At 58.6% G+C, this 14,671-nt stretch carries 22 protein-coding genes; 1 reads left to right on the top strand and 21 read right to left on the bottom strand.

The features are described from left to right. Position 1 precedes the first annotated feature (1 nt). The 15 genes from PSH81_RS13830 to PSH81_RS13900 all read right to left on the bottom strand — a co-directional run bounded on the left by PSH81_RS13830 (position 2) and on the right by PSH81_RS13900 (position 11,019). Positions 2–658 carry a phage tail protein gene (locus PSH81_RS13830; RefSeq protein WP_305390786.1) on the bottom strand — a complete coding sequence of 219 codons (657 nt, stop codon included), beginning with the start codon at positions 656–658 and terminating at the stop codon, positions 2–4. A gap of 71 nt (positions 659–729) precedes the next feature. Further along, positions 730–1,149 (bottom strand): phage tail terminator-like protein, encoded by a 420-nt coding sequence (locus PSH81_RS13835; protein ID WP_305390788.1) that lies wholly within the window; start codon positions 1,147–1,149, stop codon positions 730–732. After that, positions 1,146–1,781, bottom strand: coding sequence for a hypothetical protein (locus PSH81_RS13840; protein WP_305390789.1), 636 nt, complete (start codon positions 1,779–1,781; stop codon positions 1,146–1,148). Before PSH81_RS13840 ends, PSH81_RS13835 begins: the two co-directional genes overlap by 4 nt. After that, positions 1,778–2,167: a hypothetical protein gene (locus tag PSH81_RS13845; RefSeq protein WP_305390790.1), complete on the bottom strand. Its 390-nt coding sequence runs from the start codon at positions 2,165–2,167 to the stop codon at positions 1,778–1,780. The genes PSH81_RS13840 and PSH81_RS13845 overlap by 4 nt, the downstream gene beginning before the upstream one ends. Next, entirely contained in the window at positions 2,167–2,661 is a 495-nt protein-coding gene (locus tag PSH81_RS13850; RefSeq protein ID WP_305390791.1) for a DnaT-like ssDNA-binding protein, read from the bottom strand. The genes PSH81_RS13845 and PSH81_RS13850 overlap by 1 nt, the downstream gene beginning before the upstream one ends. A 1-nt stretch (position 2,662) precedes the next feature. Next, complete coding sequence (locus PSH81_RS13855; protein ID WP_305390793.1) at positions 2,663–2,998, bottom strand: hypothetical protein; 336 nt, start codon at positions 2,996–2,998, stop codon at positions 2,663–2,665. 57 nt (positions 2,999–3,055) lie between these two features. Further along, a complete protein-coding gene (locus PSH81_RS13860; RefSeq protein ID WP_305390794.1) occupies positions 3,056–4,204 on the bottom strand; it encodes a P22 phage major capsid protein family protein in 1,149 nt (382 codons plus the stop codon). A 75-nt stretch (positions 4,205–4,279) separates the two neighbouring features. Next, positions 4,280–5,068 (bottom strand): DUF6651 domain-containing protein, encoded by a 789-nt coding sequence (locus PSH81_RS13865; protein ID WP_250925577.1) that lies wholly within the window; start codon positions 5,066–5,068, stop codon positions 4,280–4,282. 121 nt (positions 5,069–5,189) lie between these two features. Next, on the bottom strand, positions 5,190–5,735 hold the full coding sequence (locus tag PSH81_RS13870; RefSeq protein ID WP_305390797.1) for a hypothetical protein: 546 nt from the start codon (positions 5,733–5,735) through the stop codon (positions 5,190–5,192). A gap of 121 nt (positions 5,736–5,856) precedes the next feature. Further along, entirely contained in the window at positions 5,857–6,108 is a 252-nt protein-coding gene (locus tag PSH81_RS13875) for a hypothetical protein (protein ID WP_305390798.1), read from the bottom strand. Next, complete coding sequence (locus PSH81_RS13880; protein WP_305390800.1) at positions 6,105–7,217, bottom strand: hypothetical protein; 1,113 nt, start codon at positions 7,215–7,217, stop codon at positions 6,105–6,107. The genes PSH81_RS13875 and PSH81_RS13880 overlap by 4 nt, the downstream gene beginning before the upstream one ends. Further along, positions 7,218–8,612, bottom strand: coding sequence for a DUF4055 domain-containing protein (locus PSH81_RS13885; protein ID WP_305390802.1), 1,395 nt, complete (start codon positions 8,610–8,612; stop codon positions 7,218–7,220). 5 nt (positions 8,613–8,617) lie between these two features. After that, the gene (locus PSH81_RS13890; RefSeq protein ID WP_305390803.1) at positions 8,618–9,916 is read right to left on the bottom strand and encodes a terminase large subunit domain-containing protein; all 1,299 of its coding nucleotides are present in this window, start codon (positions 9,914–9,916) and stop codon (positions 8,618–8,620) included. Further along, complete coding sequence (locus PSH81_RS13895; RefSeq protein WP_122681617.1) at positions 9,903–10,364, bottom strand: DUF2280 domain-containing protein; 462 nt, start codon at positions 10,362–10,364, stop codon at positions 9,903–9,905. The genes PSH81_RS13890 and PSH81_RS13895 overlap by 14 nt, the downstream gene beginning before the upstream one ends. Before the next feature lie 31 nt (positions 10,365–10,395). Further along, on the bottom strand, positions 10,396–11,019 hold the full coding sequence (locus tag PSH81_RS13900; RefSeq protein WP_305390805.1) for a putative metallopeptidase: 624 nt from the start codon (positions 11,017–11,019) through the stop codon (positions 10,396–10,398). 196 nt (positions 11,020–11,215) lie between these two features. Between PSH81_RS13900 and PSH81_RS13905 the strand changes: the two genes are divergently transcribed. Further along, positions 11,216–11,527 (top strand): hypothetical protein, encoded by a 312-nt coding sequence (locus tag PSH81_RS13905; RefSeq protein ID WP_305390806.1) that lies wholly within the window; start codon positions 11,216–11,218, stop codon positions 11,525–11,527. 144 nt (positions 11,528–11,671) lie between these two features. Here PSH81_RS13905 and PSH81_RS13910 read toward each other — a convergent pair whose 3' ends face one another. The 6 genes from PSH81_RS13910 to PSH81_RS13935 form a co-directional block, all read right to left on the bottom strand. Continuing rightward, complete coding sequence (locus PSH81_RS13910; RefSeq protein ID WP_305390808.1) at positions 11,672–12,151, bottom strand: hypothetical protein; 480 nt, start codon at positions 12,149–12,151, stop codon at positions 11,672–11,674. Between the two features lie 47 nt (positions 12,152–12,198). After that, positions 12,199–12,387: a hypothetical protein gene (locus PSH81_RS13915; protein ID WP_305390810.1), complete on the bottom strand. Its 189-nt coding sequence runs from the start codon at positions 12,385–12,387 to the stop codon at positions 12,199–12,201. A gap of 49 nt (positions 12,388–12,436) precedes the next feature. Continuing rightward, a complete protein-coding gene (locus PSH81_RS13920; RefSeq protein WP_305390811.1) occupies positions 12,437–12,781 on the bottom strand; it encodes a hypothetical protein in 345 nt (114 codons plus the stop codon). After that, positions 12,778–13,116 (bottom strand): hypothetical protein, encoded by a 339-nt coding sequence (locus PSH81_RS13925; RefSeq protein WP_003218335.1) that lies wholly within the window; start codon positions 13,114–13,116, stop codon positions 12,778–12,780. Before PSH81_RS13925 ends, PSH81_RS13920 begins: the two co-directional genes overlap by 4 nt. Positions 13,117–13,152: 36 nt before the next feature. Beyond that, positions 13,153–13,899 carry a DUF1983 domain-containing protein gene (locus PSH81_RS13930; protein WP_305390812.1) on the bottom strand — a complete coding sequence of 249 codons (747 nt, stop codon included), beginning with the start codon at positions 13,897–13,899 and terminating at the stop codon, positions 13,153–13,155. A gap of 360 nt (positions 13,900–14,259) precedes the next feature. Continuing rightward, on the bottom strand, positions 14,260–14,562 hold the full coding sequence (locus PSH81_RS13935; RefSeq protein WP_305390813.1) for a hypothetical protein: 303 nt from the start codon (positions 14,560–14,562) through the stop codon (positions 14,260–14,262). Between the last annotated feature and the right edge of the window lie 109 nt (positions 14,563–14,671).

A 14,671-nucleotide genomic window follows, 5' to 3' on the forward strand; every position in this document is an offset into this window, starting at 1 on the left:
GTTACACCGTGGCCGCGTAGCGAGTTGGTAGGCCAGTCAGGGCAACGCTGATAACACGGGTCATCAGGTTGTTACGCGACATGGTCGGCGTCGCGGTGATCGACACGTAACCGTTGTAGATAATGCTGCTACCACCCGGGAGGTTCAGGCGGAGCAAGCGAGGCTGCTTGTCGTCGTCCGCTGCCTCGCAGACAGCCACATAGGGCTTGGACGGATCGTCAGCGACGGTGTAAGTCAGCGTGATTGGGTTCTTGGTGGTCGGCATCTGGCGGTCGTTGTCGTCGGCCACGAAGCCAAAGGTCAGGAACTGCTGATCACCACCGGCCGAGTTCATTTCGGTGACCTGCGAGATCTCGGTGAAGGCAGTCACCTCGCGGACAAAGCCGATACCGGAGCCCGCTGGATACTGCTGAGTGTTGGTGGTGTTCACGCCTGCCAGGGCGAACGTGCCGCTGGCAATTACCCCCACACGGACACCGCGACCGTCGAGGCGAGTCCAACCGGAATTGACGGCGATTACATCGCCCTCGGCCAGGCCATGGGCTGCAGCAGTTGCGATTGCCGGATTGGCATTGGTCAGCGCAGTGAACGGGATTTCAACGCCGTAGGTCGATGCAATCTCAAGGGTGGCGCCGTTGGGCATTTGGATGCCGGCCATGGGTGTTTCCTCTTTCCAGAAATGACAAAACCCGCACAGAGGCGGGTTTCGGGGGTTGCCCAACGGGCGGATTAGAACGTGTCAGCTCGATACTGAAACGACAGAGGCAAGGTACTCGTAGTCTCGCCTTGGATGGGTGCGGCCGTGGCCATGGGAGAGCGGACGTAAACCGTGAAGTCAGCTTTCGTCAGCGGCAGGTTGTTCGGGTACAACTGAGCGACCTCTTCGGCAATCGCGCCGGCGGTGCCAGTGCCCGAACCGGCCGCTGTGACCACGCTGACCTGAAATACGCCCCGATAGGAGACGTGTTTGCCGGCCAGGTCCTCGCTATCACTATTGCCGGGCATCAGGTACGCCCTCAGGTAGGTAGCCCCGCCAGTCGGCGGCGTGAAGGTCGAGCCCTCATATGCGATCACCAGCTTGGGTACACGCGCATCAGCCCAGGCCTTCAAGCGCGCTTCGAACAGACTTCGGATAATCCGGTCGCTCATTTTGAAAGCTCCGAGACAGCTTTGTTGATGTACATCTGAAACTCCGTCACGGTGATCTGCACCATTCCGGCCGGGGCCTGGTTGGACCAGCCTTCGTACTCAAGCCGCGGGCCGTATGGGAGATTGTTCATGATCCAGATTTTGCCGATGCCGATTTGGTAATGCTCAAGAACACCTTTGCCAATGGCTTTGGCGGCGGACCCCGTTGGATCAACAAGGTCCAGCATGCCAGTGGCGCCAACCTCAAACGAAACCTGCCAGTTACCCCGGAACCGCCCACCGACATAACCCTTGCCGGCGACCAAGCCATTCACATTGAAGTTCTGGTCGCGCTCGGCCTTTGTCAGGGGCTTGGCGTACTTCACGTTGCGCTTGAGCTTGCCGGACTTGGTGAAGTTGCTGTCGGTGAGGTTGATGACGGTATTGCGCGCTGCCACCTTGAAGTCATAGTCATCTGCTGCACGGGTATTGGCTGCGCGGTGTTCTATGTTCGCTGCCCACAATTCAGGGTTGCCCACCGGGGAGCGATCGACGACAGAACTCAGCAGGTCAATCGAGACCTTCTTAACGATCTCCTCGATATTCCCCTTGGTCTTTTCGGCGAACTCCCTGATGTCCAGACTGAAGCTCATTTTCTGGCCTGCACACTGAAGCCGACGGCGATGCCGGCGTAATCCCATGGATCAACGTGCTGCACCGTGTAGGTGTCGCCGTCGAACGCGATCTTGTCCAGCGTCACCGGCGGGGGCGTGTCTGCGCCATCCAGCAACACCGGGGAAATCAGGATATTGACGTCGCCCTGCTTGATCAGCGAACCGTCGATGTCTTGTTGGCGATAGTTCTGGCGAAGCCCTGAGCCGTCGAATTGCTCCGTGAGCACTGGGCTCCCGCCGACCTCTGGGTCGTACTCGCCGGTAATGACCCGAATCAGCGAAAGCCCAAGCCCCTTGCCGCCTCTGGATCGCGGAGCGAGCATCCTTGCCGCACTTGCTTTTGCCCGATCATAGATGTCTGCCATCAGCTACGTACCAGGTTGACCTGACTTGAGGATTCCAGCAGCCCAGCGAACTGAGCATACGACTGCCGTGTTGCCGCCGGCTTGCTCAACGACTTGCTGGCGACAGCAAACGTGGTGCTGATCGGTCCAACCGTTTCGGAAATAACCGCTCCCGTTTTGGTTTCGGGGGCGATCAGGTCGTCGGCATGGATCTCGGCGGCCAGGGCCATTTGGCCTGCCTTGATCTGCGGCGGGATCTCGTCGAAACGCAACACCCAGCCTTGACGCTTGACCTCGGCCCGGGGCCAGGCCAACGCCTGATCACGGTTCACAGCCTTGCCCTTCCATGGCATCGCATCCATTTGCAGGGCGGCGCGGCGTAGCAGGGACTCCTGCGCCACCTCATCAACGGGGATTGTTTTGCCGAAGTTCGTGGCATAGATGACCAGTTCGGCGGCCGTTGCGAAGCTATCGGCGCCTGGCACCACCTTGCCGTTCTCGATCACCAGAGCCATATCAGACCTCTTTCCAGCCGAGTCGCTTGTGGTCTTCCAGGCAGGAGGGGTGAACGTGCAGTTCTTCGCCGCCCTGCTCAACCTTTACCAGGCCGGTGTAATCCGGTTCATCGTCTTCCACGGCTGGCTTACCTTTCGGCTTCGCCGCTGCAGCTTCATCCGCGAGGCGTTGGGCGTCTGCCACCGCCAGATCAATCGCGTCCTGCGCGCTTTTGCTCCAGTCGGCACGTTCCTGCTCGCTCAGGGCCTCGAAGGCTTCAGCGCTCAAACCACTGAGTTCGATAGCCTTGGCCAGCAGCGCCTTTGCTGCCTTCTGCTCTTTCGTCAGTCCAGCCATTGTCATTCTCCAGAAACAACGCGGGGGCCGAAGCCCCTGGTTGTCGTTGTGGTTGAGTTAGCCGACCAGCAGGCTGATGTGCTCATCCTTGATCGCGCGGCAGCCCCAGGCCAGACGGACGTGGTAGGCCGTTTGCAGGAACTGGCGGTAGACCGCGATCTCGAAGGACAGACCGGTCAGCGGGTCGGTGATGGTGATCACGTCGTCCGCCGAGTCGCCGCCCTCTGGCATTGCCGGGGCGCGGGTGGCCAGTACGATGGCAGAGCGAGCAAATGCCACGTTCGCGGTGTACGAGTTGCCCAGCGTCAGAGCGTTGCCGGTTGGGATGACGATCTGCGAGCCGGGCTTATTCAGGGTGATGGTGCCCGGGGCCGCAACGCCAGTGCCGACGACGTACTTGTTGTCGCCATCAGCCGCGAAGGTCGCGATGTCGCCAGCCAGCACCGTACCCGCACCGGTTGCCAGCGCAATGTTGGTCGCGCCGATAGCGGTGGAGCCGTTGGTGACGTACGCGGCGCCGGTACCTTTGACGTGTCGGCCCACCTGGTGGGAATGGCGGATCGCCATGTTCATGATGCGGTCGGTCATGCCGTTGCGCAGCATGTCGCTGGAGCCGGCCTCGTTGACCTTAAACAGGCCGGATTGCTTGCCGCGCATGTTGCCGATGGCCGAGTGGCCCAGGACCAACTGCAGGTCGTTGGTGGGGGCGCCGTTCTGCTCCAGAATGCCCAGCACGCCAGCGAAGTCGGACAGGTCAGCCGCGGTGCCAAATGGCGTGGTGCCAACAGTACCGTAGGCGCGGGAGGCGTTGCGGTAAGCCTCCAGCCACAGATCCTTCTCCACCTCGTTCACCAGGGTGCGCATCGCCTGGTAGAAGCGATCCGCCTGAATGGACGAGAACGTGCCGGCGTTCTGCAGGCCTTTGGTCTGCTCACCATTCCAGCGCACCGGAACGTGCTTGCTCTTGGTGATGGCCACCGCGACGTTATCGACGATGGTGTCGCCCGAGTCCGGCGCGGTCACGCCTGGGGTGTTGTCGGCCGCAGCCGCTTCGCTGGTGATGGGCACCAGCACGTCCTGGCCGATTGCCGCCCGGGCAACGGACGAGTCACGGGATACCGCCGGGATGAAGCCAGTCATCTCGCGGGAGATCACATCGAGCGCTTCGTACAGAGCCGGCACCAGGCCGTTAAGGGTGTTCGCCATTTTGGCTTTCTCCACAAAAAAGCCCGCTAAGTGGCGGGCATTGATTACTTGCCGGGCAAACCCCGGCGGCTTTGGTCAGTCAGTTACCAAGCCGCCATTGCGTGCGTGATCAGCCTTGGCGGCAGGATCAAGCGCATCAAATGCGGCTCGCGGAAGGGTCTTCTTGTCGCCACCCTTGCCGCCGTTGTTCGTAGCCCCGCCGCCGCTGGCACCGGAACCCTTGAGGATGTTGTCGCGGTACGGGTAGCGTTCGACCAGGGCTTCCAGCGCCTCATCGAAGTCAGCCAGCTCACCAGGGCGGGCGCGGCTGTAGATCTTGTTACCATCGTCGCCATAGGCCACGACCTTGCCTTCCTCGACCTTGAAGGCCTTGCCGAAAGTGTTTTGCAGCATGTCCGGCGGAACGGCGATCTTGTCGGTGACAAACTTGGAGCGGCCGAAGGCGCCGCCGATCTTCTCCTGGTAGAGAATGCCAGTGGTGGTGTCGCGTTCCGTGGTAACGGTCTTGATCTGCTCTGTGAGCGTGGACACCTGGGCCTTGAACTTCTCCTCAGTGGCCGCGATGGCAGCTTGCTTGATCTCATCCACCTTGCCGGCCTGGACCAACTGTCCAGCGTCGAGGTTCGCGACGGTTGCCAGTGCGGCGCGGGCTTTTTCAGGGTCTTCGATGCCCTCGAATGCTTTGGCACGAGCCTCGGCGGTTTCTTTGGCTTCGCGGTGCCCTTTGGCTTCGGCGTTCAGCGCGGTGATTTTGGATACGGCCGACGGCGCGTCGAACGCCACGTCCTTCCCATCGTCATGCGTGTAGACCGGCTTGCCATCCTGCACAACCACATGGCCTTGTTCGTCGAGTTTGAGTTTCATCGGTTCATCTCCGGGCATCCGCCCATTTGGTGGGCCATCCGGCCCGGTGCGGCGCTATCCATCCGGAATTGCGCCCAATAAAAAACCCCGGCATTGCCGAGGTCTCGTTTATTGCGCTTAGTTAAATGTTTGGAGGCTCAACAGTTATTCTGGTCGAGTGCCATGCCATCCCATTTACTTCATTGATGATGTGCTGAATTCGAGTTACTAGCCTTCCTTTTTTTGACGTCAATTCATCAGGGAATTTCGCTCCAGGCAGACTCACAAAGTCGCCTACCGCAACAGGCCCGAATGGTGCTCTTGATGTCAGAGTATGAACGCCTTCACCGGAAGCCAAATCTATGAATTCCAGGCTGTAAAATGGCTCGCCGATTTTACCGAATGCAAGCTTAACCAGTGGTGAGTCATTGCCCTGTTCAGCGTCAATCTCAACACCTGGGTCGGGAAGCAGCATCCACTGAGGCTTTCCAAACGTTTGGGGATAGCCAATGCCGTCTTTCTCATGCCATCTACAAGCTGTAGATAGACGAATCCCACCATCCCAATGACCGCGAGCGATCGCAAACTCGCCGTTATCAAAAATAATGGACTTAACTTTGAATTTACCAGTGCTCTCTAACACTTTCATGCCCTCTAAACGAACTTTAGTTTTCTGGTCTTGCACCATCGAGTTATCCACCTAGAGCATGGCCTATCGATTGGGCTCGAACATTTGAGGGTATAAGGCTGTTTGAGTCAAGCAAAGCAAGTTCAAACAGTAGAGCAGCTGATGAGTCGTATACATGACCTCAGCAGATAACAACTCTCTCACCGCGAAGTAGGCACCCTACACAAAGAAGCGTCCTGGTCCCGCCAGTCGGTTTGCCATTCTTCATCAGCACACCGATCTTCGTTTCGATCACCTCACGCCCGCCACAGCGATGGCATTGAACCATCGTTGCTGGCTTGGGCATCGCACGAACGCGCTTGCGCACCTGCTCCGCGGGAGTGTCCGGGGCAGGCGTGCCTTGAATGAGGTGAAGCTTGGGTTTGTCGGTCATGCAGCCATCTTAGCGAATGCCTGCGCGTCATGCTCCTTGATCTCATCTAGGGTCAGCCACTCACCGGTTGGCGAGTAGAAATCCTCAAGGCGTTTGCCGTCCTTGTAGAGCTGGAACCGCATCGGCCCAAGCACTTGGGCCTTGCGGGCGTCCGACTGTCGCTCAAGCCAAGTCCCGTAAGTGGTATCCCCTGGCACCTGGCCATCCATGCTTGCCCGTTGGCTTGGCGCCATCTCGTCAATGGGAATGCCAAGCTCTCGCCATGATTTGGTTCGCGGCGTTGAAGTGCTGCGACAGCAGAAGTGAATCCGCCCCGGGCCTTGCAGCCACGGCACCTTGTGCCCTATCGGCTTGTGCGTGCCGACCTCATACGAAAGCTTGTCCCGGATGATGCAATCGGTGGAGGTCTTCGTGTCCAAGGTGCTGAGCCAGTCTTCGGCCTTCAGGATCTCGCTGTTTGCCACGTTGAACTGTTCGCGTGCCGTGGCCGCTGTGTGGCTAACGGCAGTCTGCACGACCGCTGCCAGGTCCTTCCGTGGCCGCTCAAGGAAGCCGTCGGCATAGCCGGCCGCCCTGGTGCCGCGAATGCTGCGAATGATCTGGTCGGTGGTTCTGCCTTCCAGATAGCCGGATCGGATCGCGTTGCGAACCTTGACCATGCGCTCGGCGCCCACCTGCTTGCCCCAGTCGCGCAACAGGCGCCCCTGGAACGGCCGGGACATAGCCGCTGCATAGGCCTGTTCAGAGCTGATGCTCACCAGCGGAAAGCGCACCAGCACCGGCTCCGGCAGCGCCTGCTGAAACAGTGTCTGCTGCCAGTTGGCCTCGTAGCCCGCAAGCTCCTGCAGGTCAGCTTCGAGCGCAGTGAACACCTGGTCGTAGGCTTGGGCGTTTACTGCCCTCACCTCGTCCAGTAGCAGTTCCAGACGCTCCACGGTGAAGGACTCGGCGGGCATGCTCTCCAGTGCCTCAGTCAACGCAGCCGACAGGCTGGCGTCCGACCGATTCAGCTGAGCAATGATGCGCCGCACCACGCCAAGCTTGTACTTCTCCAGCGATACCGCGTGAGCGATATGCTCGTCCTGAAGGATCTCGTTGACCGTTGCCATTTAGAGAGCTCCGAGCGCTGGCCCCTGGTCGGCGATCTTCTGCTTCTCGACCTCCCACTCAATGTCATCCGAGACCACGCCGCGGCGCTTGTACTCATTGAACAGGGTTTCGTCGGAGAGCCGGCCTTGGGTTGCCATGTTGAGCAGCAGTGGAAGAGTCGTTTCCGGCGCAAAGTCCACGTCGAAGTTGCCATTCACCTTCACGTGGCCACCTTCCTTCTCGCTCTTCCAGAGCGCGAAATACTGAAGCACCTGGTCAAGCGTGTCCTCAAGCTGGCCGGCCATGGTTTGCAGCGGGCTCATTTCCTGGGCCGCCTCTTCCTCAGCCTGGGTCGCCGTCTTCGTGGACTGCTTGTCCTTCTGAAGCAGCTTGGCACCCGCGATGCGCATCTGATCCTCAAGGTCCTCCAGCGACTTGCGGCCAGCCTCAATGGCGGTGCCGGTGTGCTCCACCCACTTCATGTCGCCGCCGGTGGGCAGCTTGGTAGCGGAACTGGTCCCGACCTTGAGTTCAAAAGCGTCGTCGTCGATACCGGAGATCATCAGCATCGGCACCCGAGCGACGTGCAGGATGTTGTCCTGATCGCTTTGGGACTGCCAGTGCTTCTTGTTGAGGTGCGCCAACTCCAGCAGCGGCGGCGTCGCAGTCATGAAGCCCGTGCGTTTGGTGTAGTACGTAGCCAATGGAATGACCGAGAGCGTGTTCGTACCCTCATCAAACTTGGCCCACTCCTTCTTCCCTTTGTCGTCTTCGGTCTTGCGGTACACCCGCCAGCCGCCAGGGATCAACACTCTGATCTGCGGAATGATGGTCACGCCGAACTCGCCAGAACGCTCCTCAACCACCTCGGCGTACCAGAATTGGGACAACGAGCATTCGCCGCCCTTTTCTTCGGTGAGCCAGCCAATCACCTGCTGAGGGTTAATCATCACCGCATAGGGGCGAACGCCGGCGGCCTTTTCGTCCGCAGCAGTGCGTACAACAGAGTTGCCTTGCTCGTCTTTCGTTTTCGGGTAATCAGCCAGCACATGGCAAAGGCCATGGGAAAGCCCGACCGTGAACAACTGCTGAGCCCAGACCTGCAGGTTGTTGCCCTGGCGGTCGAAGTTCTGCACGTAGGCCTTGATCGAGTCAGGCACATCCTCGCCAAGCACAATGTTCTCGGCGAACACCCTGCCCTTCATGTTCTGGACCGTCTCGCTGAACGCCGGGAGCAACGTGGACAGCGACAGGCGCTCCTTGTAGGCGTCGTCATCTTCCTTTGGCCACTTCGGCAAGTAGAGCTTGCCCGCCAGCTGCATCGCCTTCGTTCCGCCCATCAGTGCGTCAACAAGAGCCCAGTCTTCGCGCATGGCGTCTACTGCCGGTAGCGTTTTGCTTGGGTCATTGCTCATGGGGGTCACATTCTCAAGGAGTTGGTGAAAGCAGTCCGCTTAACGATCGGGTACTCGCGATGGATAAAGTAGCCGCCTGCGTCGTTCGCGTGATCGATACCGGCGGTTTTGTCTGGCTCCCCGTTCGTGCCCCACACCTGCTGTTCCAGGCCATCGGCATAGGTTGGGCAGGTGAACGGGTTGATCCGGTAGCGGCGCTCGCCCTGCGCATTGCAGAAGGCGGCGTTCATTGCGTTGATTCGGTCCTTCACCGGCGGGTTCGCCGCTGGGGCGATAACCGCGAACCCGGCCTGCTTAAGCATGGCCAAGTCGGTGATGCTGGCGTTCACGGACTTGCGCGAATCGCCCGAGGCGTCCGGGTAGATCCTGATTTCGCAGGTCTTCTTGAAGTCGTTGCCGTCGTGCTGCCAGTAGCGTTCTTTGATGCGCCGGATCATGTCGGGCGTATCGTAACCGTCGATCAACTCGTCCACGGCCCTGGGCAACCCCTGATCTCGCTTCACATGGGTGATCGCCGCCATCTTGCCGACGTTGAAGTCCATGCCGATGAACAGCGGTTCGCCCGGCTGCACGGTGTCGAAGCACCCGTTCAGCTTGCGGTCGTAGGCCGTGTAGATCGTGCCAGACGTCAGGTTGACGAACTGCCCACGGAGATAGGCTTGAATCAATTGCGGCGGGTACGACTCCATCAGGGATGAGATGTAGTCGTCCGGTAGGTTCAGCTCATTGTCGAAGGTGCTGGCCTGCACCAGGCCGTACATGTCATTGAGCGCAGGCTTGTCGCGCAGTTGTTTCACGAACTGCTGGTAGACGAACTTGAAGCCTTCCGGTGTCGTGGTGACGTCCACCCCGTTCTTCAGCCCGGGCAGGTTGTAACGCATCCGGGCGATGATCTTGCGCCAGGCCTGCTGAGCCTTCAGCAGGCTCATCACGTCCAGCTCGTCGACCAAGGCCTGCCCGATTTTGAAACCCACAATGGTCTGTGGCTTCTCCATCGAGCGGCAAATCACTGTGCCGCGATACTGCCGGCCGCTGTAGATGTGAACCTCATGGTTCGCCTGGTTGATCTTGGTCTTCAGCCCCCAGTCATAGGCCACCTCATCCATGGTCGGATAGAAGATGTCCCGGATCTGCGGGTAAGTCGGCGCGAAGTAGCCAGCGTTGACACCAGGCCACTCCATGAAGTGCTTGCTCAGTGCAGAGCATCCCACCCAGGTCTTGCCTGAGCCGAACCCGGCGACGAATGCGCGAAACTTGTGGGACAGCGTGAGGAATTGAGCCTGGGGAACGTTAAGGCTCGGCATTTGGTTTCCTCGCATCAACCACGTCGACCTGAATCCGAGTCGGAATTACCGGTTCGTCGCCCGCCTCCTCCTTCCGCGCTCGATTGACGTAGATGTCGCCGGTTTCTTTCGCGGCCTGCTCCAGGATCTGCATAGCCAGACCAATGTTCTTCATCGACTCGGCCCTCTCCACGAAGCGGTTCATGGCACGAAGGCGGAAGGCACGATTGGCGATCGGGATGTCAGCTGTCTCTTCGCGGAACCGCTTACGGGTGTCGTGAAAGAGGGTCTGCCACTTGAGCGCCAGATGGGAGCCGGCGCGCTTTGTCGGGTCATGCTGCTCAACCTGCTGGCGGGTTACATCTACATCAAATTCTTGCTTCACCGCTTGTGAGACCTGGCTTGGGGTGTCGAAGCACGCTAAAGCCTGAACGATGAAGCTCTTCACCTCATTTTTCAGGGCTGCCATAAGTTAGATTCCGTCTCACGCCTGTCTTACATCAGGCCAACTTGAGCAGACAGGTTCCGCAGGCCCTCGCAATGTTCAATTTCCCCACCTCAGCAGGACTGTTTGCAGCATCCACCAACGCTTGAACGTCAGGGCTTGCACCGTAGCGGCGGACGACACCGACGAACTCCTCGACGTCGTGGCCCTGCAGCTTGATCTTCGGTGCGCCGTCTTGGGTGAATGCTGGTTGACCGTACTTGTCGGTCGCATGAGCCAGGTGATACAGCTCGTGTTCGATCAGGGCGCAGAACTCAAGGTCACTGCACTGGGCGCAGTAGTCGGCTGCCAGGGTGATGATGAAAGCCGGCACATCGCCGAACCAATCCCGCATCTGTTGCTCCATCCGGGCTTTCTGCCAGCCACCGGCGCGGAACGCTACCTGTTCGGCCTGGCCCAGTACTGTACGGCCCTGTTTGGCGAAGCTCGATGACGCCCACATGATCCGGATGTCTGCATCCAGTAGGTGGGCATGGTCTTCGTTGTGAATGGTGCCGGTGTCGGCAAGGACCTCGGTCTGGAGCCATTCCCACACCTCAGGTGCAGGTGTTAAGCGCATACCTAAGTCGGAAAGCTCGGACAGCTCAAGAAGTGACGATGGAGGGTATGGCCTTTCCATGGGTTACCTTGAACTTGAAATTGTGGAGTGTTACCGGTATTGGTGGCGGCTTCAAAAAGTAAGGAAGCTCAATTCAATGTCTCGCATTAAATGTATTTGCCTTAGCGCTCTCGCAGTCGCAACTCTCTCAGGATGCGTTACTGCCCCTACCTGGGTTAACAGGGGGCCAGTAGATCTAGACGTTTGGAACGGCCTGATGAATTGCTACACCGACGCAAATATCATCGACGGAGAAAGGATGGAGGGTACGCTCTGCGCCACGCAGGAATCCGGTTTCTTCGGAGGCGGCGAACCTGAAGTCTATTTCGGGCCATGGAATCGGAAATTCATGAAAGAGTACGCTAGCGCAGCCACTGCGGGTGTAGCTCAGGACTGGAAGGGTAAAAGAGTGTTCTTGCAATGCGCCCCCACACTCGCGAGTGATAACAAAACCGTTGCGAAACGCTTTTGCAAAGTCACAGTCAACGATCAGTTACTGGTTAGCGCAACCGTCAAATACGTGAAGTAGAAATAGGCCTCTCAAGCCATCAGACTCATAACCCGGCCCGTTAGGCGCGCTCGATTGCCTTCCAGTCGGGTTGCTTGGTTGTCATGAAAAACGTCACCCAATAAAAAACCTCGCACTTGGCGAGGTCTTGTCAAAACTATGCAGTTATTCAGGAAAGTTATCAGCCTTCCCAATCATATAGAACATCGAACCGGCGAGATGATGAACTGCACCTGTACGTTCATGATCGAATGATCGCCATGCGCTAAACAGTTCCGCTCCAGTTTCTCCATCATGAATACCGCCATCTTTCGAGACTCGTATCGCCCAAACAGGCTTCCATGCGATCACACCGTCAGAATTCCGAGTCTCTTTTTCAATGACGTAACGCCCGTACAGCTCTTTGTCGCCTATCTCAACAATTAAGCTAGACCGGGCCTTTCCAAAAACCGACTCAATAGTTGCGGAAACATTGTCCGCCCCAACTTTGAAATCCACACCCCAGCGCGACTTCGGAGACTGTGCATCAAAGCATTCTCGAAGGCCTGCTACGAGAGCCTCAGCATATCCCTTTATCTCACTCGCGGTTTCAACAACACGTCCAAGGGCAGCAATCGTGCCCGGAGCTACTGGTTTGAACTGCATACTAACCTCCTGTCATTAGAGAGCAGGCAGTATGCCACTGCGCAGCGTCAAGTCACCATGAGGTGAGTTTGCGCATGGGCATGTCCGTGGAGCGAGGCGACGACAATACCCTGAGGAAGGCCGGCAGCTTTGGCGACGTCAATTGCCTTGGCGATAGACACATCCAGGTCACCCAGCGCCTTGATGATGTCCGGACTCAAAGGGAGCGCGTGGTGCAGGCGGGTAACGTTGCTCATCTGCAAAACCTCGCGCCACGATTTGGCGCATTCGAAAACGTGGCGCGGATTACTTGCCCCGGCGCTCTACTCCACCCGGAGCCTTGTCACAGTGCAGGCAGTGCTCGCAGCTCAGTGTCCGACACAGCCAGGCCTTCACCCGCTGCCAGTACGTGACCATGAAGATGTGCCGGGCGCCAGCCAGAGCCAGGGACACATGAAGCGTCAGGCCAGCACTGCTCGGGCCGAAGAAGATGTTCTGGCTGCGCGCCATGACGACAAAACCGCTGATGGCGATCGTCGAGTAGATCAGCTTCCCGAGGATGCCGTCCCTCACCTTCCCACTTAGTACGCACCAGGCAGCCCACAGCGCGATAAGTCCGCAGGCGATGGAGTTGATCAGTTCAAGATTCATGGTGGATTGCCTCCCCCGAACCGCTGGCGAATGAGCGCCCAGAGGTCAGCGGACTTAATGGCTCGATTGATGGCCGCCAAGAGCGAGCCGCCGAAGGCCCCCAGCAGGAAGCCGATGCCGGCGACGATCTTTGGCTCGGTCACGCCCAGGTAGGTGCTGACCATACTCGTCAGGTAGATCGAGCAGGCCATGCCGGTGATGAGAAAGATCATCCAGGCGCGCCAGTCGTTCAGGTCGTCCTTGTGCCACCAACTGGCGATCACCGCCCCAACGAGGCCCGCAATCAACAATTCGAACCTGTCGATCTTGTCGAGCAGGCGCTGTAAATACTCCATGCGCTCGACTCCGTGGGGCATGTTTGAAGGGAATGGTTATCGCGAATACTTGGGCGCCTGGGTGATCTTCACCAGGCCGTCAGGCAGGATTTCCATGTAGGAAGCCTTCACGATGATGTCTGGATTGACGTCAGACGCTGTACCAACGCCAATGCCGAACCCCGCAGCGTAAGACTTACCGGCCTGGGAAATCTCAAGCCGGACCGACCACATATTGGTGAGCTGATCATTAGCGATCTTGGTCTTCTTGATCGAACCGTCATCGATGAAGGCCTGATCTACAAAAACCTGGCCATCCGCTACTACGAATGGCTGAGGTTGCTCGGCCTTCGTGAGGCCGCCACAGCGAAAGCGAGTGACGCCATCGATAAAGATGGTAGTCAACCCGCCCGTTTGCGTGATGCGTGTTCCAGCGACTCTTGCCCTCGCCTGCCGCGCAGCTACCTCTTCGGCAGTTTCGTGGCGCTCGTAGGTCAGCGAGGTCCGCACATCCGAACCATCACGATCAAATGAGATGTCCTCGGTCGTGAACTCAGCGCTTGCTCGGCACTCTGCTGGGACCTTCTCCAACTCAGCTCCGATAAACGACAGGCGCTCCAGCGCGTTGGCTGGCAGATCGTATTGCGACCAAGAGCCCGCCGTTACGGTGATCAACTGAGGATCGCTTGGCAGGGTGCCGACTTGGATCTGGGCGCTGTTGATTTCGAAGTCGCCGCTGACGTGGTCGAGCTTCCAGCCGGAAACGCCCGGCACGTAGTTGCTGGATTGGATCGTGCCGGACATTTTCTGAGCCTCATAACGAGAAAAGCCCCAGCGAATGCTGAGGCCCTGAATAGGTGCGCGTGTCTTCCCACGCTGCCAGCCAAAGACCTTCCCAGCGTCGACGCCCAAATGCATCGATCTCGCTGATCTGGTATCGCGCCACTCTGGAAGTCAGGTGTGAACAGAGCGCGTGGGCTGCCGGTGTTTTTCCGTAGCGCTGCACTACCGGCTTATCAGCGTCCAGGCCTTCCGTGAGGCTGCCCTGGCTGCAGTGAAACTGGCTACATCTGGGAAAGAATCCACTTGGGTAGCTGCTTTCCTCGGAGGTACAAAAAAGCCCGGCGCGTATGTCCGGGCTTTTTCTGTTGCTTCCAGGCGTATTCAGCAGGGGGTCAGACCGACGCCATCAGGGGCAGGCTTGGCCGAAGCCATCACGAAGTGGTTGCTGGATGCGCGCAGGTTGGAAGCGAGACCTTCATCGGTCGACTGGCTACCCGATCGCCACATTGCCAGGGTCAGTTCCAGTCGCTGCATGGCAACGCCTTGCGGCTCGCTCAGGCCGTACGCGGACAAGTACGCAGTGCGATAGGCGCTGGAGATTGGCTCGGCGAATGCCGACAGTGAGAAACAGGACAGGCAGGCAGCAAGCGCCAAGCCCAGGTAAGCGGACATTCGCTTCATCATTCGGCATTCCTTTCGGTGGGTTTCTTAGGGCAATAAAAAACCCGGCTCGGTGGCCGGGTTCTTTTTAGTCAGTCCTACACGCGCAGGAATGACAGGATGGGCACATAAT

Origin of the sequence: Pseudomonas sp. FP2335 (assembly GCF_030687535.1) — a bacterium.
In the GTDB taxonomy this organism is placed as follows: Bacteria; Pseudomonadota; Gammaproteobacteria; order Pseudomonadales; family Pseudomonadaceae; genus Aquipseudomonas.